The organism is Streptomyces sp. SLBN-31 (assembly GCF_006715395.1).
In the GTDB taxonomy this organism is placed as follows: domain Bacteria; phylum Actinomycetota; class Actinomycetes; order Streptomycetales; family Streptomycetaceae; genus Streptomyces.
In genome coordinates, this window is the sequence record NZ_VFNC01000003.1 from 925596 (window position 1) to 946931 (window position 21336).

Here is a 21336-nt window from a genome sequence, read left to right on the forward strand (position 1 = left end):
GCACGGGGCCCGCGCTGCCCGTCCGGATCAGCTGTCGGGGTCGAGGATCCCCGACTGGGCTATCAGGTACCCGAGTTGGGCCCGGCTGCCGCTGCCCAGGACCGTGGCCAGTTTGGCTATGTGGGCCCGGCAGGTGCGTACGTTCATGCCCAGCCGGCGGGCGATCGCCTCGTCGACGTGTCCCTCCACCAGGAGCTTGGCTATCGAGTGCTGGATGTCGGTGATGCCGTCGCGGGCGGTCTCGTAGGGAGCGCCCGCGTTCAGCGGTACGGACCGTCCCCACATGAACTCGAACAGCCGCATCAGGTACCGGATCAGCCCGGGGTGACGGAGTTCCAGGGCGACCTGCTGGTCGTCCCTGGCGGGGATGAAGGCGACCGTCTCGTCGCAGATGATGAGGCGTTCCACCACCTCGTCGATCGTCCGGTACTCCACCTTGCCGTTGGCGAGCTGAGCGACGTACGCCAGCTTTTCCGGGCTGTAGCGGGCGGTGTGCTGGTACAGCGTCCGGATGCGCACACCACGTTCGATTAGTGGCTTGTCTCTCTCCAGGCCCTGGATGAGGCTCTGTTCGGAGAAGCGGTCGTCGCTCGGCTGGATGGTCAGCATCTCGCTCCGGCACTGGGCCGTGGCCATGTTGAGGGCCGCGTTGATGCGTTTCCCGCCCTCCAGCACGGTGATCGAGTCGTCGGTCGCGGCGGCTTTGGCGCTCAGCGCCATGAACGGCTCGAAAGTGTCGGCGAGCTGAATGGACAGCCGCCGGCGTTCTGTGATGTCGCGCTCGATCGGGTAGAGCCGTTCGGCCAGCGCGGCCGACGGGGACACGGGCCGCAGCCAGTCCGCATCATCCGGATCCGGGTGGAGAAGGGCGAACTCGATCAGACAGGGAGCGGACTCCACGTCGGCCCGTGCGACCCGCCCCGTGCGCAGGGCGTTCGCATAGAGTCGGCCACCTTCCTCGCAGAGCTCGGTCACCGCATGGGGATGCGCCGCCTTAGTCTGATTTGCCACGAAATCTCCACCCCCCAGGGTCCTGAACATGCAGGAACATGATGCATCGATCCTGTGGCCATGACGTGCCTGAATGAGCCATCGTCTTATCCGACGGGGGAAGAGGAGACTTTCAAGTGAGGACGAAGCCGACCATGCGCAACAGAATGCTTCGCTCGGTGCTTGTGGCCGCCCTTTCCGCCGTTGTCGGACTTGTGGTGCTGGGCGGTTCTTCCGACGCGAAGGAGAACACCCGAGCGGACTCCCACTGGCCGTCGGTCGCCGCGTCCACCGTGCTCGCCGACGGCCCTGCGGCGACGGTCGGCACAGACGACAGCGCCGGGAGCTGACGACGTGACCACTCCACCGGACGACCGTTCCTTCCGTAGAGAAATGGCCACCGCCTACCGATCCGGATGGCACTTCATCGACCTGGTCACCGCGATCCCCCACTCCGGTGACTCGTTGATGGTGACCGTCTTCGGTGAGCCGGTCGTCGTGACGCGGGACGAGGACGAGGACGTGCGGGCGTATCGATGTCTGCGGCGGCCTCGGGGGGCGCCGCAGCCCGTGCGATGTGCCGTCCGGTACGGAATGATCTTCGTCAACCTGGACCAACGAGACCATCGGCTGGTGGAACCGGAAACCCCCAACGTACGGACCATCTCAGCCACCCCCCGCAGTGCCTGACGCGATTCCCCCGTCGTAACAGATCGCTCAGGTGCTTCCCCCCGCAGCGGCGTCACCGTGACCTGAACACGGTGACGCCGCTGCAGTTTCCGGGCGACATTTCCCGCCGTCGATGCAATCGTCCGGCGCGCCTCAGTGGCCGAAAACCGTCAGTCGCGCCTCGTCAGCCACGCCCCATCGCCCCCGTCAGCCGGATCTCGATCACCACACGGTTCGGGTTCGGCGCCGGCGTGCGCTCGTAACGTTCCGCATAACGCCGCTCGGCCTCCGCGACACGCTCCCGCTCGGTCCGTACGACGGCCAGCCCCTCCAGCGTCGCCCAGCGCCGCCCCGCCACCTGGCACACCGCGACCCGCGCGCCCTCCGGGCCGGCCGCCAGGACGTTCGCCACCTTCGTGCTCGTCCTGTTGGTGATCACCCGCGCCAGCCGGGCCTCGGGGTCGTAGGTGACCCCGACGGGCACGACGTGCGGGCTGCCGTCCGGGCGTGGGGTCGTCAGCGTGCACAGGTGCCGTTCCCGCCAGAAGGTGAGATACGAGGGGTCGGGGGCACCGGGATCCTGGGCGTGTGTGGCCATGCCTGGAAGGTAGCCCGTCTCACCTTGAGTGGAATAGACTCAACTTTGTGTACGTTGCTCAAGTCAGTGCGGATGACGGCTGACGCCAGGAGGAGAACGCGAACGTGGACGCCGAGCTGACCAACCGGAGCCGGGACGCCATCAACGCGGCCGGTAACCGGGCCGTGACCGAGGGGCATCCCGACCTGACCCCTGCTCACCTGCTCCTTGCTCTGCTCCAGGGGCAGGACAACGAGAACATCGTCGATCTTCTCGCCGCCGTGGACGCCGACCAGGCGGCCGTGCGCGCCGGCGCGGAGAAGGTGCTCGCCTCGCTGCCCAGCGTGACCGGCACGACGGTCGCGCCTCCGCAGCCGAACCGGGACCTGCTCGCCGTCATCGCGGACGCGCAGGCCCGCGCCCGGGACCTCGGCGACGAGTACCTCTCCACCGAGCACCTGCTGATCGGCATCGCCGCGAAGGGCGGCGCGGCCGGTGACGTACTGTCCGGGCAGGGGGCCACCGCCAAGAAGCTTCAGGAGGCCTTTCAGAAGGCGAGGGGAGGACGCCGGGTGACCACCGCCGACCCGGAGGGCCAGTACAAGGCCCTGGAGAAGTTCGGCACCGACTTCACCGCAGCGGCCCGCGAGGGCAAGCTCGACCCGGTCATCGGCCGGGACCACGAGATCCGCCGCGTGGTGCAGGTGCTGTCCCGCCGTACGAAGAACAACCCCGTCCTCATCGGCGAGCCCGGCGTGGGCAAGACCGCCGTCGTCGAGGGGCTCGCGCAGCGGATCGTCAAGGGTGACGTGCCCGAGTCGCTGAAGGACAAGCGGCTGGTCGCGCTCGACCTCGGCGCGATGGTCGCCGGCGCGAAGTACCGCGGCGAGTTCGAGGAGCGGCTGAAGACCGTCCTGGCCGAGATCAAGGACTCCGACGGCCAGATCATCACCTTCATCGACGAGCTGCACACCGTCGTGGGCGCGGGCGCCGGCGGCGACTCGGCCATGGACGCCGGCAACATGCTCAAGCCGATGCTGGCCCGCGGCGAGCTGCGCATGGTCGGCGCGACGACCCTCGACGAGTACCGCGAGCGCATCGAGAAGGACCCGGCCCTGGAGCGCCGCTTCCAGCAGGTGCTGGTGGCCGAGCCCACGGTCGAGGACACCATCGCGATCCTGCGCGGTCTCAAGGGCCGTTACGAGGCCCACCACAAGGTCCAGATCGCCGACAGCGCGCTGGTCGCCGCCGCGACCCTGTCCGACCGCTACATCACCTCCCGCTTCCTGCCCGACAAGGCCATCGACCTCGTCGACGAGGCGGCCTCCCGGCTGCGCATGGAGATCGACTCCTCACCCGTCGAGATCGACGAACTCCAGCGCTCCGTCGACCGGCTGAAGATGGAGGAGCTGGCGCTGGAGAAGGAGACCGACCCGGCCTCCCGCGAGCGCCTGGAGAAGCTGCGCCGCGACCTCGCCGACCGGGAGGAGGAGCTGCGGGGCCTGACCGCCCGCTGGGAGAAGGAGAAGCAGTCCCTCAACCGCGTCGGTGAGCTGAAGGAGAAGCTGGACGACCTGCGCGGCCAGGCCGAACGGGCCCAGCGCGACGGCGACTTCGACACCGCCAGCAAGCTGCTGTACGGCGAGATCCCCACCCTGGAACGGGACTTGGAGGCCGCCTCCGAGGCGGAGGAGGAGGCATCCAAGGACACCATGGTCAAGGAGGAGGTCGGCTCCGACGACATCGCGGACGTCGTGGCCGCCTGGACCGGCATCCCCGCCGGCCGCCTCCTGGAGGGCGAGACCCAGAAACTCCTGCGCATGGAGGAGGAGTTGGGCAGGCGCCTGATCGGCCAGAAGGAGGCCGTGCAGGCGGTGTCGGACGCCGTCCGCCGCACCCGCGCGGGCATCGCCGACCCCGACCGCCCCACCGGCTCCTTCCTCTTCCTCGGCCCCACCGGCGTCGGCAAGACCGAACTCGCCAAGGCGCTCGCCGACTTCCTCTTCGACGACGAGCGGGCCATGGTCCGCATCGACATGTCCGAGTACGGCGAGAAGCACAGCGTCGCCCGGCTGGTCGGCGCGCCTCCCGGCTACGTCGGCTACGAGGAGGGCGGCCAGCTGACGGAGGCGGTGCGCCGCCGTCCGTACAGCGTGGTGCTGCTGGACGAGGTCGAGAAGGCCCACCCCGAGGTCTTCGACGTCCTGCTGCAGGTGCTGGACGACGGCCGCCTGACGGACGGACAGGGACGCACGGTCGACTTCCGCAACACCATCCTGGTCCTCACCTCCAACCTGGGCAGCCACTTCCTGGTCGACCCGATCACGAGCGAGGAGGAGAAGAAGGAACAGGTCCTGGAGGTGGTCCGGACCTCCTTCAAGCCGGAGTTCCTCAACCGCCTCGACGACCTGGTCGTCTTCTCCGCGCTGACCAAGCCCGAACTGGAGCGGATCGCCAAGCTGCAGATCGACCGCCTGGCCAAGCGGCTGGCGGAGCGCCGCCTCACCCTGGAGATCACCGACGAGGCCCTGGACTGGCTCGCCACGGAGGGCCTGGACCCGGCCTACGGCGCCCGCCCGTTGCGCCGCCTCGTCCAGACCGCCATCGGCGACCGCCTGGCCAAGGAGATCCTGGCCGGCGAGGTCAAGGACGGCGACACGGTCCGGGTGGACGCCTTCGGCGACGGCCTGATCGTGGGGCCGGCCACGGGCAAGACGCTGTAACCCGTCCCTGGCCGTACGGGCCCGTCACCCCACCGGGTGGCGGGCCCGTCGGGTGTCATACCTCGGTCATGGCGAGGTACACGGTGACGAAGAACCAGACGGCGAACACCAGGCACCCCAGCCACAGGGTCCACAGCAGCACACGTACAGCCTTGGGCAGTCCTTTGGGCGCGGTCACGGAGGGATCATCGCACCGGCGGGGTACTCGCAACGGGCGGTCCCGCAGACGCATCGTGTCAGCCGAGGGCTGACAGGACCGCCGAGGCTTGCCACCACCCGCCCCGCATGGGGGAGGATGGCGGCATCCGTACGAAGGGAAATTCACGGTGACCATCGACCCGTCCTCGATTCCGAACTTCGGGGGCCAGCCCGAGCCGCAGCCCCAAGGACCGGCGGGCCCCGTCGTCCCGGATCAGGACCTCGTGAAGCAGCTCCTCGACCAGATGGAGCTCAAGTACGTCGTCGACGACGAGGGTGACCTCGCGGCGCCGTGGGAGCAGTTCCGTACGTACTTCATGTTCCGCGGCGAGGCGGACCAGCAGGTCTTCTCGGTGCGGACGTTCTACGACCGCCCCCACAAGATCGACGAGAAGCCGCAGCTGCTGGAGTCCATCGACGACTGGAACCGGCGGACCCTGTGGCCCAAGGTCTACAGCCACACGCACGACGACGGCACCGTCCGGCTGATCGGCGAGGCACAGATGCTGATCGGCACCGGCGTCAGCCTGGAGCACTTCGTGTCCTCCACGGTCAGCTGGGTGCGCGCCGCCATCGAGTTCGACAAGTGGCTCGTCGAGCAGCTCGGCCTCGAACAGGAGGTCAACGAGGCCGAGGGTGAGTCCGGGGACGACGAGGAGTAGGTCTTCCCGGAGACGTCCTCTACAGAGGCGTGTGGGCGATCACGACCAGATACGCCCCGTAGCCGAATGAGAGCCCGGCCAGGGCGCCGACCACCACGGTCGCGTGCCAGGGCCGGGCTCTGGCCGTACGGACCAGGGCCCGGGCGAGCGGGATCAGCAGGGGGAAGGCCGGCAGCAGGAAGCGGGGCTTGGACTCGAAGAACCCGGAGCCGCCGACGGCGATCAGCAGCAGCACGCCGCTGTACGCGAGGAGCGGAAGCGGGGCGCGGTCGGCCAGCAGCAGGGCGAACAGCAGCACACCGGCCGCGACGATCAGCAGCGTCATCGAGAAGACGAAGCGGTCCCCGTGCAGCAGCAGCCGCCGTACGAACAGCAGCGCCCCCCGGCCGAAGTCGAACCGCGACCCCCACCGCCGCTGCACCTCGAAGTACCCGTCGAGGGGGCTCCCCGTCCGCCGCCCCACCCACAGCACGTACGCGCTCCAGCCGAGCGGCGCGAGCGCCGCGCCCGTCCACAGCCTGTGGGAAACCTTTCCGCGCCGCCGCCACACCTCGCAGGCCGCCGCCGCGAGCACCGCCGCCGCAACCGCGCATCCGTTGGGCCGGGCCAGTCCCGCCAGCGCGGCCAGCACGCCCGCCCACACCCACCGGCCGCCCAGCACGGCGTACAGCGACCACGCGGCGAGCGCGGTCAGCACCGGCTCGGTGTACGCCATCGACAGCACGACCGAGTGCGGCAGCAGGCCCCACAGCAGGACCAGCGCGGTGCCGACGGCCCGCCCGTGCAGTCGCGCGCCGACCGCGTGGATCCCACAGGCGGCCACGGCCGCCGCCGTCCACGACACGACCAGCCCCGCCGCGCCGCCGCTCAGCGGGACCACCGCTGTCACCGCCCGCACCAGCCCCGGGTACAGCGGGAAGAACGCCAGGTCGCTGTAGGCGACGCCGGGGCGGGGACGCAGGGTCTGGCCGTAGCCGTGCGCCGCGATCTGCAGGTACCACCGGGAGTCCCAGGACCGCCCGAGCAGGGTGAGGGCGCCGTGCCCGGCCGACCGCGCCACGAGCGCGAGCGCGGCCGCGCCGAGCAGCCGGGCGGCGAGGAACAGCCCGAGGGCCGTGCCCGTCGCGATGAGGACGGAGTGTCGCGCACGGTCCTTCGTGCCGGGAGCGGGCTCGCTGAGCGAGGGGCGGGTGAGGGTGCTGACGTGGGTCACACCGGCACCTTGCAGGGCGAATCGGACGGGCGCGAGCAGGGGGCGTCCGGGCGGGTACGGATGCGCCGGGCCCGGCGTGTCGGCGTGACTCGCGTCAGGCGAGCGTCTTCAGACGCTGCACCGCGTCCGCCAGCACCTCCACCCGCTTGCAGAACGCGAACCGCACGAACGGCGCCCCCGCCTCCCGGTGGTCGTAGAAGACCGCGTTCGGGATGGCGACGACTCCGGCGCGCTCGGGCAGGGCCCGGCAGAAGGCGAAGCCGTCGCTCACGCCGAGGGGGCGGATGTCGGTGGTGATGAAGTAGGTGCCGGCCGTGTGGAAGACGTCGAAGCCGGCGTCCTTCAGGCCGGCCGCCAGCAGGTCGCGCTTGGCCAGCATGTCCTCGCGGAAGGCGGTGAAGTACGAGTCCGGGAGGGCCAGGGCCTCGGCGACCGCGTACTGGAACGGGCCGGAGGAGACGTAGGTCAGGAACTGCTTGGCCGAGCGCACCGCCGCGACCAGCGGCGGCGAGGCGGTCACCCAGCCCACCTTCCAGCCGGTGAAGGAGAAGGTCTTGCCGGCCGAACCGATGGTGAGCGTGCGGTCGCGCATGCCCGGGAAGCCGGCCAGCGGAAGGTGCTCGGCGGCGTCGAAGACCAGGTGCTCGTAGACCTCGTCGGTGACGACGAGCAGGTCCCGCTCCACCGCCAGCTCGGCGATCGCCGCGAGCTCGGCGCGGGTGAGGACCGTGCCGGTGGGGTTGTGCGGGGTGTTGATGAGCAGCAGGCGGGTGCGGTCGGTGACGGCGGCGCGCAGTTCGTCGAGGTCGAGGCGGAAACTTCCCTCGTGCGGCCGGAGGGTGACCGGCACGCGCGTGCCGCCCGCCATCGCGATGCAGGCCGCGTAGGAGTCGTAGTACGGCTCGAAGGCGATCACCTCGTCGCCGGGCTCCAGCAGCGCCAGCAGGGCGGCGGCGATGGCCTCCGTGGCACCTGCCGTGACCAGGACCTCCGTGTCCGGGTCGTACGCCAGCCCGTACCACCGCTGCTGGTGCGCGGCGATCGCGGTGCGCAGTTCCGGTACGCCGGGGCCCGGCGGGTACTGGTTGCCCCGGCCGTCCCGCAGGGCCCGCACGGCGGCCTCCCGGACCTCCTCGGGGCCGTCCGTGTCGGGAAAGCCCTGACCCAGGTTGATCGAACCGGTCCGCAGCGCGAGGGCCGACATCTCCGCGAAGATCGTCGTCCCGAACTCGGCGAGCCGACGATTGAGGAAGGGGCGGGTACTGGAGGTCATGCGGGCCATCCTGCGCCGAAGGCGCGGGGTTCCTCAACCGCGCGCCGGGGCGAGCGGCACGATGGTCACGGCCCGGTAGTCGTAGCCGTCCTGCTTGAAGCCGGGGGCCTCCCACCGGAGGTGCACCTGCTGCCCGGGGGACAGCGTGTGGAACCCGTTCATCCGGATGTCGGAGTAGTGGCCCCAACAACCGCCCGGTGTCTCGGGGGAGTCGAGGACGCCCCACCCTTCCTCGTCGCGCCATTCACGCACAGTCGCCGTCACCATGGACGGAACCCTACGGCCCGTCGGTGCCGGCATCGACGGCCCGGGGTTCCAGGACCACCACCGCGGTCTCGGACGGACGACGTGCCGCGTAGGCGTCCAGGTTCTTGTCGATCTCGCGCCAGCGGGCCCACAGCCGTGACCGCTCCTCGCCCGCCGCGGCGTGACCGTGCACCAGCCGTGGGCCGTCCACCAGATCGACGCTCGCGTCGGGGTGCGCCCGCAGGTTGAGCCACCAGGCGGGCTCGCCCGCGCCCCAGCCGTTCATCGCGAGCGAGACGAGATTCGGACCGTCCTCGAAGTACCCGATGATGACACTGCGCTGCCGGCCCGTGCGGCGGCCGGTGGTGGTCAGCCGCAGGGCGCCCCAGCCGTGGGCACGCGGCCGCCACAGCCCGAGCCGGCCTCCGAAGACCCGGTACAGACCCCGGTGCGTGTACCAGGCCAGCCGGATGAACCAGCGCGGCGGCAGCCATGGTGTCCTCGCCCGTTGCCCGACCGACATGGCGACCTCCCTCGGGCCCGACCGGCTCCGGTCACACACGAAGCTAGCCGCGGTCGTCGAGGGCCGGTAGAGCCGAACGGGCCCGTGGCGCAGCCGGACGTCGCCTCCCGTCAACCCTCTGAAGCTGCCAACTTACGTTCGGGTTTGGCCCCTGCGACAGTGCCCGATGAACCGCCCCTGACCAGGGGGAGAGCCGTCGTCACTGTCGCCATCTGTCGGCATTGGCCGCTGTCGGGCGGCCCACAGACGGCCCGACCCGTGGCCCCGAAGAGCCTCTAGCGCTAGCGGCAGGCGCCGCTAACGTTAGCGACCCCGCTAGCGACCAAAACCACTGGTGACCAGCACGTTAGCGGTTAGCAAGCCATCTGGGCACGCCCGGGAATCGGCCCGCCCGCCGTCTCCGAGGAGCACCGCCGGACTGCCAGCGGCCCAGGCCGGGCCGTCGCGACGACGGACGGGCGGGAACTCCCGCCCGCTGCCGCTCCTGCTTGTCGCGTCGCTTGTCGTCCGGCTTGTCGCTTGTCGGGTCGCAGGTCAGAGTCTGTTTCAGGGTCTCCAGTCACGATCTCTGCTGCGCAGCGCGACTAGCGACAAGACAAGGGCGTCAACGGCATCCCCGCAAGGCCCGGGGCTGTCCGGAGGGCGACGGTCGCGCGGCTGAGGAGGTCACGGTGCCGGACGACGGGTCAGTAGTCGGTCAGGTCCACGATCACGTCGCAGTGCGGATCGTCGGAAGGCTGATGCATATGCTCGTTCGCCAGGAACGCTGGGGAAACCAGGGCACCGAGCAGGCCAGGCCCCGTATTCGTGATCAGTACGTCCGCACCGTATGTGCGGTCCCGCTCAGGTGAACGGAAATACAGGCGCATACGGTCCTCGCCTGTGATGACCGCGCCGATGAACAACGGCTTCCATGACACGTGTGTGGTGACGAAGGAGCTGACGAGATCGAGCAGAACACTCGTGGCCGCCTGCTCGATTCCCGGTTCAGGAAAATTCACATCTTGGCCCATGCCGGACATTTGTTCCCCGGTTGGTTGTGGCAGTACGCCGTAATGACACCGATCTTCTGACCTCGACCGGCATCGTAGCGGCCGTCCGTGGTCTTCCGCGTGTACTGCACGACCACCGTGAACTTCACCTGCCGCGGCCGTGGACCGGTCTCGATAACGACGCCGTCGTACTCCAGGTGCCCGTGGTGGTCGTTCCGGTCCACACGGCCATGGAGAGCGGCGTACAGGGTGGAACACTTCTTGATGTTGTGACGGCCAGTGAAGTGGTACCAGCCCAGTTCCGAGTTCCCGTAGCGGGTGACGATGTGCCGGCCCTCCGGGTCGTCCGTCTGGCACTTGACCCGCTTGTCCCACGGGTACGGCACCACGGGGAGCGGCCGAGCAGGGGCTGCGTGAGCGGTTCCAGAGAGCACGGCGGCTAAGGCCAGGGCGGCAGTCGCTATCGCGGCGATCTTCTTCATGCCGGTGATCACACCATCAAGCACCAGCGAATGACAGATATTTATGCGACAAACCGACATGTCAGGCAGGGCTGATTACCGCTGGGACGGGGCCTCGGCAAAGTGCCGTGATATCCAGTTCGTGGCGGAGGGCGCCAATGGCGGAATTGAGCCCAGGTGGCCATGGCACTAGCCCGGCGCCCGGTACATCGGCCCCGACGGCACCGAGAAGTCGAAGAGCTTCCCTGACCGTCAGAAGCGCCTCGCTGAGAAGTGGCTCAGCGCCATCGAGACGGACATGACGCGCGGTCAGTACACCGACCCCAAGTCCATGCAGATCACGTTCCGGCAGTACGCCGACAAGTGGTTGGACACCAGGACTGCGAGCCCCATGACGCGGAAGGAGCTCGGCCGGCGCCTGCGGCTGCACGTCTACCCGGTGCTCGGCTCCCGGCCGATCGGGACGTTCCGACCATCTTCGCGGACGTTCAGGCGGTCCTGTCCGCTGCTGTCGACGACACGCTGTTGTCGCGCAACCGACCCGCATCCCGTCATCCCATGGATGCCCGACCAGGTGTTCGCCGTTCGGGCGGCCCTTCCGGATCGATACCGGGCGATGGTCAACGTCGGGGCGGGATGCGGCCTGCGTCAGGGCGAGGTGTTCGGGCTGGCTGAGGACGCCATAGACGCCGACGGCCGCACGCTACACGTGGTCCGGCAGATCAAGCACGTTGAAGGGCACCCGGTGTTCGCCCTCCCCAAGGGCGGCAAGAGGCGGGACGTGCCGCTGCCCGGCTCCGTGGCGGAAGCACTCCGGGCCCACATGGACGCCTTCAAGCCCGTCGAGATCACGCTCCCGTGGGCCGTGCCGGAAGGGCCGAAGGTCTCCGCCCGGCTGATCTTCACGGCGGAGCAAGGGGGCATGGTGTGGCGCAGCAACTTCAACGGCAAGGAGTGGAAGCCCGCTCTCGCCGCCGCTGGGCTCATTCCGGAGGCCGACGATGATGGCAAGTACGACTCGGCTCGCGAGCACGGCATGCACGCCCTCAGGCACTTCTACGCCTCCGCTCTGTTGGACGCCGGAGAGAACATCAAGGCCGTCAGCGAGTACATGGGGCATGCCGACCCGGGTCTGACGCTGCGGGTGTACGCCCACCTGATGCCCGACAGTCGCAAGCGTGCTCGCCTGGCCATCGACAAGGTGTTTCAGCGCGACTCCCAGGAAGATCACGGCCCACAGACGGCCCAGTGACCCACGAACGGCCCCTGAACTGCCCTTATGTGCAGGTCAGGGGCCTTTGGCCGTAGAGAAGCCTCTGAAGTTGCTCAACTCTGCTTTGGCCCGAGAGGTCGCCGGGCATCTCCCCGGCAGACAGCAGCGAGGCGCCCACGGGGGGTCGCTTCGGGGGACTCGGAAGGACGGTGACGCCATGCTGACCGGCCTCATCGTGGTGGCGATCGTGCTCCTGTTCGTGAGGGTCGTCGTGAAGGCGGTGCGCAGGCGCCCGAAGAGCGCGCTCAGGACGCGGTCCAGCCGCGGCAGCGGCAGCAGTTGGTGGGCAGGCGACGCGGGCGGCGGCGCTGCGTCGTACGACCCGTCGTCGGGTGGCCACCACTCCGGTGGGCATCACCACTCCTGCGGGGGCGGCCATTCGTCGTGCGGCGGTGGGTCGTCCTGCGGCGGCGGGTCCTCGTGCGGGGGTGGTGGATGCGGGGGAGGCAACTGACGGGCGGCGGCCGTACTCCGTAAAGGGGTATCCGCGTCCTTGCACAGGAGCGCCCGCCGGGGCACGCACCCGGCGGGCGCCCGCATGCTCCGGCGCACGCCCTGGCCGCCGTTGCGTACGCCGTGTTGAACAGTTGAGCTGTGGAGCCCTCTGAGGGATGGAAACACCACGAAGTTGGGTAAAAACGCTGTGGTGGCGCCACTGTTCATGATTCCCTCTAAATCACCAACGCAGCCCCTCGGACGTCCTGCGGACACGTCCTGACCTTCCGACTGGGCTGACCGGGCCGATCCCCCCACAGTCGCCCGGGTGTGCCGGACCCCACTCCACCCTTTCTTTGCGTGCTTGCGGAGCCGATCCATGCTCACGACCCTGAACACCTCGTACACCGACACGCGCGCGGCCGACCTCGCCTGGGCCCTGGGGCGTGAGCCGCTTCCCGCACTGGCGACGCTCGACCTCGAACTGATCGGGACGAGATTGCAGTTGAGACTCCTGGGGGCATCCCACCAGGTCATCCTGGAAGAGGACCGGGGCACCTGTTCGGAGACGGTGGCGTGCATCCCGGGCAGCAGCACCCCGCTGCCGCTGGGCGTCGCCAAGCGGATCGACGACTGGGAGTACGAGTTCGCGGCGCGGGTGGAGGTCCTCTCCCCGGGCTCCTTCGCGGGCCGCGCCCAGGAGTTGCTGGACCTGGTTTCCGACCATCCCCACGGCCTCGCGGGCGTCTTCCCGGGCAGCCCGCACGCCTTCACGGCGCTGCTGGCGCAGCACCACGAGGGTCAGGTGCTGTGGCGGACCTGGCACGCCTACCCGCAGGACGGGCAGCTGGTGGCGACGCGCACGCGCGTGGGCGTCCGCGCGCCCGTGCCGGCCGGGGACCTCAGCGCGTCCGGCGTTTGAGGGCATGAGATCCACACGTGTGGGTGACGAACCGTGATGTCTCTGTGACGTAACGTCGCAGTTGTGATCGAGCCGCACGCGCCAGCCCCGCCGAGCCCCCCACCCCCGTGGGCGGTCCCCGCGCGGCTGCCCGTGCGTGCGGCCACCGGCCGATTCCTGGTCCTCACCTGCGTCTTCGTCTGCGCGGCCTGCGGACTGGTGTACGAGCTCGAACTCGTCGCCCTCGCCTCGTACTTGATCGGCGACTCGGTCACCCAGGCCTCGGTCGTGCTGTCCGTGATGGTGTTCGCCATGGGCATCGGCTCACTGGCCGCGAAGCGGCTGCGCTGGCGCGCCGCGGCCGGCTTCGGCGCCATCGAGGCGTCCCTCGCCCTGGTCGGCGGCTGCAGCGCGATGGCGATGTACGCCGTCTTCGCCTGGACCGGCGACTGGGGCGGCCTGTGGGCGGACGGCCCGCGCTGGCTGCTGGTCGCCTTCTCCCTCACCATAGGTCTGCTCATCGGCGCCGAAGTGCCGCTGCTGATGGAGCTGATCCAGCGCATCCGGCGTCAGGACGCGGGCGGGGCGGTGGCCGACCTGTTCGCCGCGGACTACGTCGGCGCGCTCGTCGGCGGCCTCGCCTTCCCGTTCCTCCTGCTGCCCCAGCTGGGCCAGTTGACCGGCGCCCTGATCACCGGCACCGTCAACGCGCTCGCGGGCGGCGCCCTCGTCCTCGGCCTGTTCCGCCGCGACCTCACCCGCCGCGCCCGCTGGACGCTGCTGATCGCCAACCTCGCCGTCCTCGGCCTCCTCGCCTCCGCCGCCGCCCTGGTCGACGACTTCGAACGGGCCGCACGGCACGCGGTCTACGGCGCCGACGTACGGGTGGCGCTGCGGACCGGCGTCCAGGAGGTCGTCCTCACCGGCGGCACCCACGGCCGCCCACTCCATCTGTTCCTCGACGGCCGCCTGCGGGTCAGCGGCCGCGACGAACGCCGCTACCACGAGGCCCTGGTCCGGCCCGCGATGAACGGCCCCCACGCGCGCGTGCTCATCCTCGGCGGCGGCGACGGACTGGCCGCCCGCGAGGTCCTGCGCCACCGGGGCGTGCGGCGGGTGGACGTCGTGGAAGTCGACCCCGGAGTCGTCCGGCTGGCCCGCCACGACACCGCGCTGTCCGCGCTCAACGGGCACGCCTACGACGACCCACGCGTGCGCGTGATCACCGCGGACGCCTTCCACTGGCTGCGCACGGCACAGCGGGCGACGTACGACGTCGTCGTCTGCGACCTGCCCGACCCGGGCATCACGGCGAGCACCAAGCTCTACTCCGAGGAGTTCTACGGCCTGGCCCGCCGCGTGCTCGCCCCCCGCGGGCGGTTGGCGGTGCACGCCGGTCCGCTCTCCGCCCGGCCGCACGTGTTCTGGACGGTCGTCGCGAGCGTGCGCGCCGTGGGCCTGCACACCGTCCCCTACCGCGTCGGCGACCGCGACGCCCGGTTCGCCTCGGGCCCCGACCGGATCGCGGGCGCCCTGCGCGCGCCCCGCGACTGGGGCTTCGTCCTGGCCGCCGCCCGCACCACCCCGCCCCTCGGCCTCGACGCGCACGCCCCACCCCCGCGCACCCTGACCCGCTCGTCCCTCGCGGCGGACGCCCGCGCGGCGGCCCGCACCCGCCTCACCGGCCTGCCGCCGTCCACACTCGTGCACCCGCGGTACGCGAACTGACCCCCACGCACGCGTGAACGGCGGCGCGCCCCTTCCCCCGTCGGACGGACCGCCGTGCTCCCCCCGCTTCTCCCGTTCCCCCGAGCCCCCGCTCAGACGACGTTCAGCGTGTTGTACGAAGCGAGCTTCCAGCCGCGTGAGTTGTTGACCTTCAGGTAGTACTTGCCGCCCGAGCGCTTGAACGTCACGTCGTGCTTCCAGCCCTGGAAGGTGACGGTGCCGCCGTCGGCGTACAGGGAGGCGTCCGCGGCGCCGAGGGTCTTCGGACCCGCCTTGCCGTCCACCACGAGCCCCGCGCCGAGCCTGCTGTTGTACAGCTTCTGCCAGGACTTCACGGCGTAGGTGGTGTCGGGCCCGTACTTGCCGTCGATGTCGGACCAGTCGAACGCGGTGCCGTTCCGCTCCTTCGCGCCGTCGGCCCACAGCAGCATCTGCACCAGCGCCGTCGCGTTGCTGCGCGCATGGTTCTCGAGGACGCCGGCCCCGAACGGCTCCTCGCCGCGGTGACCGCCGTCCACGGCGGCGACGCCCTGTTCGCCCCCGCGGTACACCCGCCGCCTGGTCGAGGCCATCACCCGGACGACCCGCACCTCCGAACCACCGTCCGGCCTCGGCGCCCTGACCGGCCGTGAGCTGGAGGTCCTCAAGCTCGTCGCCCGGGGCCTGACCAACACCGAGGCCGCGGACCGCCTGTTCATCAGCGAGGCGACGGTCAAGACCCACCTGAACCGCACGATGACCAAACTGGGCCTGACCAGCCGGGCCCAGGTGGTGGTCGTGGCGTACGAGAGGGGCCTGGTGGTTCCGGGGGAGTGACCGCCCCGGCCCGCCCGGCGACCGGCGGGCGCCACCACCGCGACGCGCGGTCACTTTCGACCAACGAGGGTGCATGCGGCGGCGTCCTGGGTAGGCTCGCGAGTCATGGAGCATGAGGTGTTCGTTCCGGTTGTGGTCCAGCGGCTCGAGGAGACCCTCGCCGACCCCGCCAGGGTCGCCCGGGCCGTCCCCGGGCTCCAGCAGGACGCCGGGGCCGAGCCCGTCTCCGGGCGGCTGAAGGTGCGCGTGGGCAGCCACTCCGTCACCTATCGGGGCAGCGTACGGATGACCCGGCTCGACGACGGTTCCTACGCCGCCGAGGGCGACGCCGTCGAGGCCCGGGGCTCCGGCTCGGTCAAGCTCGCGCTCACGCTGCGCGTCGAGGAGGCGGAGGGCGGCTCCCGGCTGACCTTCGGCGGCACGGCCTCCGCGGACGGCCGGCTCACCGAGCTGCCGGCCGACGCGGTCACCTCCGCCGTACACCGCCTGCTGAACCGTTTCGCGGAGCAGCTGGCCGCGGCGGCGGACGAAGGGCCGCAGGAGCTCGAGCCCCTGGTCACGCAGGACTTCGAGGCCAAGGCGACCAGCGACTTCGACACGACCCCGGACGCCGACGACGCTGCCGCGCCGGCCCCGGACGACGCACGGGGGCGCGAGACTGCCTCCGATCCGGCGGACGCCCGGGGACGCGAAAGTGCCGCGGCTCGGGACGACGCCCGGGGGCGCGAAGGTGCTCCCGAGCCGACTGGCGCCCGGGAGCGCGAAGGTGCCGAGCCGGTGGATGCCGGTGAGCCCGCCGCCGAGGCCGCGCATGCCCGCCGTACGATGATCGGCCGCAGTGCGGAGGAGGTGGACCACGCGCCGCCCCGCGGCCGGTACGCGCCCGTCCCCGCGCCGCAGACGATCGCCGCGGGCTCCCCGCTGCGCTGGGCGGCCCCCGCCGCGGCCCTTGCCCTGGCGTCGGCGATCGTGGTCGGCAGGGCCCTGCGCAAGCGCCACTGACGAGGCGTGTACAGCGGTCTTGATCGCCCCAGTAGGGTCGTCCCGTGAGTAACGAAGACATCACGCTGACCGCGGGCGACGCGGAGGTGACCGTGCAGCCCGGCAACGGCGGCCGGGTCGGTGGGCTGCGCGTCGGTGGTACGCAACTGCTCAGGCAGGGGGAGAGGTTCGGGTGCTTCCCGATGGTCCCCTGGTGCGGGCGGATCAGGGACGGGCGGTTCCGGGACGGGGCGGCCGTCCACCAGATGCCGCTCAACTCCCCGCCGCACGCCATCCACGGCACCGTCCGCGACGGCACCTGGAGCGTGGCGCGGGTGGGCGCCGACGAGGCCGTCATCACGTACGACCTCGTCGACCCCTGGCCCTACTCCGGCCGCGTCACCCAGCAGATCGCCCTCACGCCGGACGCGCTGACGCTGACGATGTCCGTGGAGACGTACGACTCCTCCTTCCCGGCCCAGATCGGCTGGCACCCGTGGTTCAACCGGAACCTGGGCGGCGAGGACGTGCGGCTCGACTTCACGCCCGCCTGGCAGGAGGAGCGCGGGGACGACCACCTGCCCACCGGCGACCGGATCGAACCGCGGCCCGGCCCGTGGGACGACTGCTTCGGCATGCCCGGCGGCGTCGACGTCACCCTCACCTGGCCCGGACAGCTGGAGCTGAAGGTGGCCAGCCGGGAGGAGTGGGTCGTGGTGTACGACGAACAGGAGGCCGCCGTCTGTGTGGAGCCGCAGACCGGGCCGCCCAACGGTCTGAACACCCTGCCCCGCCAGGTCACGCCGCTGGAGCCGCTGGAGGCGACGACCACCTGGACCTGGCGCCGCCTTTAAGCTGACTGCCATGACGGAAGTACGTGGCGCGCTGCTGCAGCAGATCAAGGACAAGGCCGTGGTGCACGGCAAGGTGACCCTGTCGTCGGGTCTGGAGGCCGACTACTACATCGACCTGCGCCGCATCACCCTCGACGGGGAGGCCGCTCCGCTGGTCGGGCAGGCGCTCCTGGACCTGACCGCGGACCTCGACTTCGACGCGGTGGGCGGCCTGACCATGGGCGCCGACCCCGTCGCGGCCGCCATGCTGCACGCCGCCGCCGCCCGCGGGCAGCGGCTCGACGCCTTCGTCGTGCGCAAGGCAGCCAAGGCGCACGGCCTGCAGCGGCGCGTGGAGGGTCCGGAGATCGCGGGGCGGCGCGTCCTCGTCGTCGAGGACACCTCCACCACCGGTGGCTCGCCGCTGACGGCCGTCGAGGCGGTGCGCGAAGCGGGCGCGGAGGTCGTCGCCGTGGCGACCATCGTGGACCGCGCGACGGGCGCCGCCGAGAAGATCCAGGAGGGTGCGGGAGTGCCCTATCTGTTCGCCTTCTCCAAGGACGAGCTGGGTCTGGACTGAGTTGTCCACAGGGGGTTATCCACAACTTGGACACGGCGGGCAAAGCACCCTGCCACGTCTGCGAAGATGTGGCCGACGACGACGTCACCCCCAGGTTCTAGGTCAGGGCCGTAGTACGCAGAACGCCAACCCGCACATACAAGGAGCGGACAGATGCCCATCGCAACTCCCGAGGTCTACAACGAGATGCTGGACCGGGCGAAGGCAGGCAAGTTCGCCTACCCGGCGATCAACGTGACCTCGACCCAGACCCTGCACGCGGCCCTGCGCGGTTTCGCGGAGGCGGAGAGCGACGGCATCGTCCAGATCTCGACCGGTGGTGCCGAGTTCCTGGGCGGTCAGTACAGCAAGGACATGGTGACCGGTTCGGTCGCCCTCGCCGAGTTCGCGCACATCGTCGCCGAGAAGTACCCGGTCAACGTGGCGCTGCACACGGACCACTGCCCGAAGGACAAGCTCGACGGGTACGTACGTCCGCTGATCGCGGTCTCCGAGGAGCGCGTGAAGGCGGGCCGCAACCCGCTGTTCCAGTCGCACATGTGGGACGGCTCGGCGGAGACCCTCGCCGACAACCTCTCCATCGCGCAGGAGCTGCTGGTCCGCGCCGCGGCCGCGAAGATCATCCTCGAGGTCGAGATCACCCCGACCGGTGGCGAGGAGGACGGCGTCTCCCACGAGATCAACGACTCCCTGTACACCACGGTCGACGACGCGATCCGCACCGCCGAGGCCCTGGGCCTGGGCGAGAAGGGCCGCTACCTGCTGGCCGCGTCCTTCGGCAACGTCCACGGCGTGTACAAGCCGGGCAACGTCGTGCTGCGTCCGGAGCTGCTGAAGGAGCTGAGCGACGGCGTCGCCGCCAAGTTCGGCAAGCAGTCGCCGTTCGACTTCGTCTTCCACGGCGGTTCCGGCTCCACCGAGCAGGAGATCGCCACCGCGCTGGACAACGGCGTGGTGAAGATGAACCTCGACACCGACACCCAGTACGCCTTCACCCGCCCGGTCGCCGACCACATGTTCCGCAACTACGACGGCGTCCTGAAGGTCGACGGCGAGGTCGGCTCCAAGAAGACCTACGACCCGCGCACCTGGGGCAAGCTGGCCGAGGCGTCCATGGCGGCCCGTGTCGTCGAGGCCACGCAGAACCTGCGCTCGGCGGGCAACAAGATCAAGTAAGCGGGTCCCTCGCCGCGCGTTTTCCAGCGGCCCGGTGCTACGGCGCCGGGCCCGCTGTATACCTGAGGCCATGCCCGACGTCAGGCTGGCCTCATCGCAGGGCAAGTGGATCCTGCTCACCACCGTCCTCGGCTCCAGCATGGCGATGCTGGACTCGACCGTCGTCAACGTCGCCCTGCCGCGCATCGGGCAGGACCTCGACGCGAACCTCGCCGCCCTGCAGTGGACCGTCAACGCGTACATGCTGACGCTGGCCGGGCTGATCCTGCTCGGCGGTTCGCTCGGCGACCACTACGGCCGCCGCAAGATCTTCGTGGTGGGCGTGGTGTGGTTCGCCGCCGCGTCCCTGCTGTGCGGGCTCGCCCCGACCGCCGGTGTGCTCATCGCGGCCAGGGCCCTGCAGGGCGTCGGCGGGGCACTGCTGACGCCCGGCTCGCTGGCCCTGATCCAGGCGTCCTTCCACCCCGACGACCGGGGGCGGGCGGTGGGCCTGTGGTCCGGCTTCGGCGGGATCGGCGCGGCGGTCGGTCCGTTCCTGGGCGGCTGGCTGGTGGACGGTCCGGGCTGGCGCTGGGTGTTCCTGCTCAACGTCCCCCTCGCCCTGCTGTGCGCGCCGATCGCCGTGCGGCACGTCCCGGAGTCGAGGGACGGCCGTTCCCACGGGCGCTTCGACGTGCTGGGCGCGGTCCTCGGCGCGCTGGCGCTCGGCCTGCTGACGTACGCGCTGATCGAGGCCCGTCAGGGTTCCCTGGTGATCGTCCTCACGGCGGTCGCCGGCCTCGCGGCGGGCGTGGCCTTCGTGTACGTCGAGAAGCACAGCCCGGATCCGATGATGCCGCTGGACATCTTCGCCTCCCGCCAGTTCACGGCGGTCAACCTGGTCACCCTGTGCGTGTACGCGGCCTTCGGCGGCTTCTTCTTCCTCACCGCGCTCCAGCTCCAGGTCGCCGTGGGCTGGTCCCCCCTCGCCGCCGGTACGGCGCTGCTGCCGACCACGGCCATGATGCTGCTGTTCTCGGCCCGCTCCGGCGCCCTCGCGGACCGTATCGGACCGCGCATCCCACTGACGGTGGGGCCGCTGCTGTGCGCGGCCGGGATGCTGCTGATGCTGCGGGTCGGCCCCGGCGCGTCCTACGTCGCCGACGTCCTGCCCGCCCTCCTCGTGCTGGGCACCGGCATGGTCACCCTGGTCGCCCCGCTGACCGCGACCGTCCTCGCCTCCGTCGACACCGCGCGGGCGGGCCTGGCCAGCGGCGTCAACAACGCGGCGGCCCGCGCGGCCGGCCTGATCGCGGTGGCCGCGCTGCCGCTGCTCGCCGGGATGGGCCCGGACGCGTACCTCTCCGCGGCCGCCTTCGACGACGCCTTCCACCGGGCGATGCTGCTGTGCGCGGGCGTCCTGGTCGTCGGATCGGCGGTCGCCTTCGCGACGGTACGGTCCCTGCCCCCGGACTGTCGCCGTCCGGAATGCCGCCACCACGGCTCGATCACCACGCCGCCGCTGGAGGGCCAGACGGCGGCCAAACGGATCGGCTAGGGCGGGGGCGCGGGTCGGGCTCGCATCGCCTGGGGCGGGGGTCTGGGGGCGGTCGGCCCCGGCAAGGGCGACACTGGTGCACATGTCGATTCACGAGAACCTTCTCGGGGGCCCGCCCCCGACCCACCTGCCCGACGACCCCGAGCCCCGCGAGCTCCTGGCGGGCGGCACCCCGCCCGCGGACGTCGCCGCCAAGTACCCCACCTCCTCGCTGGCCTGGGCCCAGCTGGCCGACGAGGCGTTCGAGCGGGGCAGCGTCGTGGAGTCGTACGCCTATGCCCGTACCGGCTACCACCGGGGCCTGGACGCCCTGCGCCGCAGCGGCTGGAAGGGCCACGGGCCGGTCCCGTGGGAGCACGAGCCGAACCGAGGCTTCCTGCGTGCTCTGCACGCCCTCGCCCGCGCCGCCGGAGCCATCGGCGAGCAGGAGGAGCACGAGCGCTGCACCCAGTTCCTGAAGGACTCCTCGCCGACGGCTGCCCAGACCCTGGGCTGAGCGTCGTCTCCGGGCCCGCCCGTCCGGTGTGACGAGGCGGGCCTTGCGATGCC

General features: G+C 70.8%; 24 protein-coding genes and 1 pseudogene. 15 read left to right on the forward strand and 10 right to left on the reverse strand.

Going from position 1 to position 21336, the window contains the following annotated elements:
• Positions 1 to 27 precede the first annotated feature (27 nt).
• The gene (locus FBY22_RS41895; protein ID WP_142153918.1) at positions 28 to 1041 is read right to left on the reverse strand and encodes a helix-turn-helix transcriptional regulator; all 1014 of its coding nucleotides are present in this window, start codon (positions 1039 to 1041) and stop codon (positions 28 to 30) included.
• A gap of 104 nt (positions 1042 to 1145) precedes the next feature.
• On the opposite strand from FBY22_RS41895, the gene FBY22_RS41900 reads away from it, so the two are divergent.
• Entirely contained in the window at positions 1146 to 1340 is a 195-nt protein-coding gene (locus tag FBY22_RS41900; protein ID WP_142153920.1) for a hypothetical protein, read from the forward strand.
• A 43-nt stretch (positions 1341 to 1383) separates the two neighbouring features.
• The gene (locus FBY22_RS41905; RefSeq protein WP_174267460.1) at positions 1384 to 1680 is read left to right on the forward strand and encodes a (2Fe-2S)-binding protein; all 297 of its coding nucleotides are present in this window, start codon (positions 1384 to 1386) and stop codon (positions 1678 to 1680) included.
• A 163-nt stretch (positions 1681 to 1843) separates the two neighbouring features.
• Here the strand turns inward: FBY22_RS41905 and FBY22_RS41910 are convergent, their stop codons facing one another.
• The gene (locus FBY22_RS41910; protein ID WP_142153924.1) at positions 1844 to 2257 is read right to left on the reverse strand and encodes a pyridoxamine 5'-phosphate oxidase family protein; all 414 of its coding nucleotides are present in this window, start codon (positions 2255 to 2257) and stop codon (positions 1844 to 1846) included.
• A 104-nt stretch (positions 2258 to 2361) separates the two neighbouring features.
• Between FBY22_RS41910 and clpB the strand changes: the two genes are divergently transcribed.
• A complete protein-coding gene (gene clpB, locus FBY22_RS41915) occupies positions 2362 to 4959 on the forward strand; it encodes an ATP-dependent chaperone ClpB (protein WP_142153926.1) in 2598 nt (865 codons plus the stop codon).
• Between the two features lie 55 nt (positions 4960 to 5014).
• On the opposite strand, the gene FBY22_RS45625 is transcribed toward clpB, so the two are convergent.
• Positions 5015 to 5137 (reverse strand): hypothetical protein, encoded by a 123-nt coding sequence (locus FBY22_RS45625; protein ID WP_260845388.1) that lies wholly within the window; start codon positions 5135 to 5137, stop codon positions 5015 to 5017.
• Between the two features lie 148 nt (positions 5138 to 5285).
• On the opposite strand from FBY22_RS45625, the gene FBY22_RS41920 reads away from it, so the two are divergent.
• Positions 5286 to 5819, forward strand: coding sequence for a YbjN domain-containing protein (locus FBY22_RS41920; protein ID WP_058924150.1), 534 nt, complete (start codon positions 5286 to 5288; stop codon positions 5817 to 5819).
• Between the two features lie 19 nt (positions 5820 to 5838).
• Here the strand turns inward: FBY22_RS41920 and FBY22_RS41925 are convergent, their stop codons facing one another.
• From FBY22_RS41925 to FBY22_RS41950, 6 genes are all read right to left on the reverse strand, one after another.
• Positions 5839 to 7032, reverse strand: coding sequence for a hypothetical protein (locus tag FBY22_RS41925; RefSeq protein WP_174267430.1), 1194 nt, complete (start codon positions 7030 to 7032; stop codon positions 5839 to 5841).
• A 94-nt stretch (positions 7033 to 7126) separates the two neighbouring features.
• The gene (locus tag FBY22_RS41930) at positions 7127 to 8314 is read right to left on the reverse strand and encodes a pyridoxal phosphate-dependent aminotransferase (RefSeq protein ID WP_142153928.1); all 1188 of its coding nucleotides are present in this window, start codon (positions 8312 to 8314) and stop codon (positions 7127 to 7129) included.
• 24 nt (positions 8315 to 8338) lie between these two features.
• A complete protein-coding gene (locus tag FBY22_RS41935) occupies positions 8339 to 8572 on the reverse strand; it encodes a cold-shock protein (protein WP_142153930.1) in 234 nt (77 codons plus the stop codon).
• 10 nt (positions 8573 to 8582) lie between these two features.
• Positions 8583 to 9074: a nitroreductase/quinone reductase family protein gene (locus tag FBY22_RS41940; RefSeq protein WP_142153932.1), complete on the reverse strand. Its 492-nt coding sequence runs from the start codon at positions 9072 to 9074 to the stop codon at positions 8583 to 8585.
• Positions 9075 to 9760: 686 nt separating this feature from the next.
• Positions 9761 to 10096, reverse strand: coding sequence for a hypothetical protein (locus FBY22_RS41945; protein WP_142153934.1), 336 nt, complete (start codon positions 10094 to 10096; stop codon positions 9761 to 9763).
• A complete protein-coding gene (locus FBY22_RS41950) occupies positions 10072 to 10548 on the reverse strand; it encodes a hypothetical protein (RefSeq protein WP_142153936.1) in 477 nt (158 codons plus the stop codon). Before FBY22_RS41950 ends, FBY22_RS41945 begins: the two co-directional genes overlap by 25 nt.
• A 277-nt stretch (positions 10549 to 10825) precedes the next feature.
• Between FBY22_RS41950 and FBY22_RS41955 the strand changes: the two genes are divergently transcribed.
• The 4 genes from FBY22_RS41955 (at position 10826) to FBY22_RS41970 (ending at position 14864) form a co-directional block, all read left to right on the forward strand.
• A complete protein-coding gene (locus FBY22_RS41955) occupies positions 10826 to 11779 on the forward strand; it encodes a site-specific integrase (RefSeq protein WP_313905488.1) in 954 nt (317 codons plus the stop codon).
• Positions 11780 to 11957: 178 nt separating this feature from the next.
• Entirely contained in the window at positions 11958 to 12254 is a 297-nt protein-coding gene (locus FBY22_RS41960; protein WP_142153938.1) for a hypothetical protein, read from the forward strand.
• Positions 12255 to 12614: 360 nt separating this feature from the next.
• On the forward strand, positions 12615 to 13157 hold the full coding sequence (locus FBY22_RS41965) for a DUF2617 family protein (RefSeq protein ID WP_142153940.1): 543 nt from the start codon (positions 12615 to 12617) through the stop codon (positions 13155 to 13157).
• A gap of 63 nt (positions 13158 to 13220) precedes the next feature.
• Positions 13221 to 14864, forward strand: coding sequence for a polyamine aminopropyltransferase (locus FBY22_RS41970; RefSeq protein ID WP_142153942.1), 1644 nt, complete (start codon positions 13221 to 13223; stop codon positions 14862 to 14864).
• 92 nt (positions 14865 to 14956) lie between these two features.
• Here the strand turns inward: FBY22_RS41970 and FBY22_RS41975 are convergent, their stop codons facing one another.
• Entirely contained in the window at positions 14957 to 15295 is a 339-nt protein-coding gene (locus FBY22_RS41975) for a peptidoglycan-binding protein (RefSeq protein WP_142153944.1), read from the reverse strand.
• Positions 15296 to 15331: 36 nt separating this feature from the next.
• Here FBY22_RS41975 and FBY22_RS41980 point away from each other — a divergent pair.
• From FBY22_RS41980 to FBY22_RS42010, 7 genes and pseudogenes are all read left to right on the forward strand, one after another.
• Positions 15332 to 15680, forward strand: a pseudogene (locus FBY22_RS41980) (response regulator transcription factor); the annotation flags it as partial.
• A 105-nt stretch (positions 15681 to 15785) separates the two neighbouring features.
• Positions 15786 to 16682, forward strand: coding sequence for an SRPBCC domain-containing protein (locus tag FBY22_RS41985; RefSeq protein ID WP_142153946.1), 897 nt, complete (start codon positions 15786 to 15788; stop codon positions 16680 to 16682).
• Positions 16683 to 16726: 44 nt separating this feature from the next.
• Positions 16727 to 17515, forward strand: a complete 789-nt coding sequence (locus tag FBY22_RS41990) for an aldose 1-epimerase (protein ID WP_142153948.1) — start codon at positions 16727 to 16729, stop codon at positions 17513 to 17515.
• Positions 17516 to 17525: 10 nt separating this feature from the next.
• Positions 17526 to 18074 carry an orotate phosphoribosyltransferase gene (gene pyrE, locus FBY22_RS41995; protein ID WP_142153950.1) on the forward strand — a complete coding sequence of 183 codons (549 nt, stop codon included), beginning with the start codon at positions 17526 to 17528 and terminating at the stop codon, positions 18072 to 18074.
• Between the two features lie 153 nt (positions 18075 to 18227).
• On the forward strand, positions 18228 to 19250 hold the full coding sequence (gene fbaA / locus FBY22_RS42000) for a class II fructose-bisphosphate aldolase (RefSeq protein ID WP_142153952.1): 1023 nt from the start codon (positions 18228 to 18230) through the stop codon (positions 19248 to 19250).
• Positions 19251 to 19320: 70 nt separating this feature from the next.
• Positions 19321 to 20787, forward strand: a complete 1467-nt coding sequence (locus tag FBY22_RS42005) for an MFS transporter (protein WP_142153954.1) — start codon at positions 19321 to 19323, stop codon at positions 20785 to 20787.
• A gap of 82 nt (positions 20788 to 20869) precedes the next feature.
• A complete protein-coding gene (locus FBY22_RS42010; protein ID WP_058924140.1) occupies positions 20870 to 21283 on the forward strand; it encodes a DUF3151 domain-containing protein in 414 nt (137 codons plus the stop codon).
• The last annotated feature ends 53 nt before the right edge of the window (positions 21284 to 21336 follow it).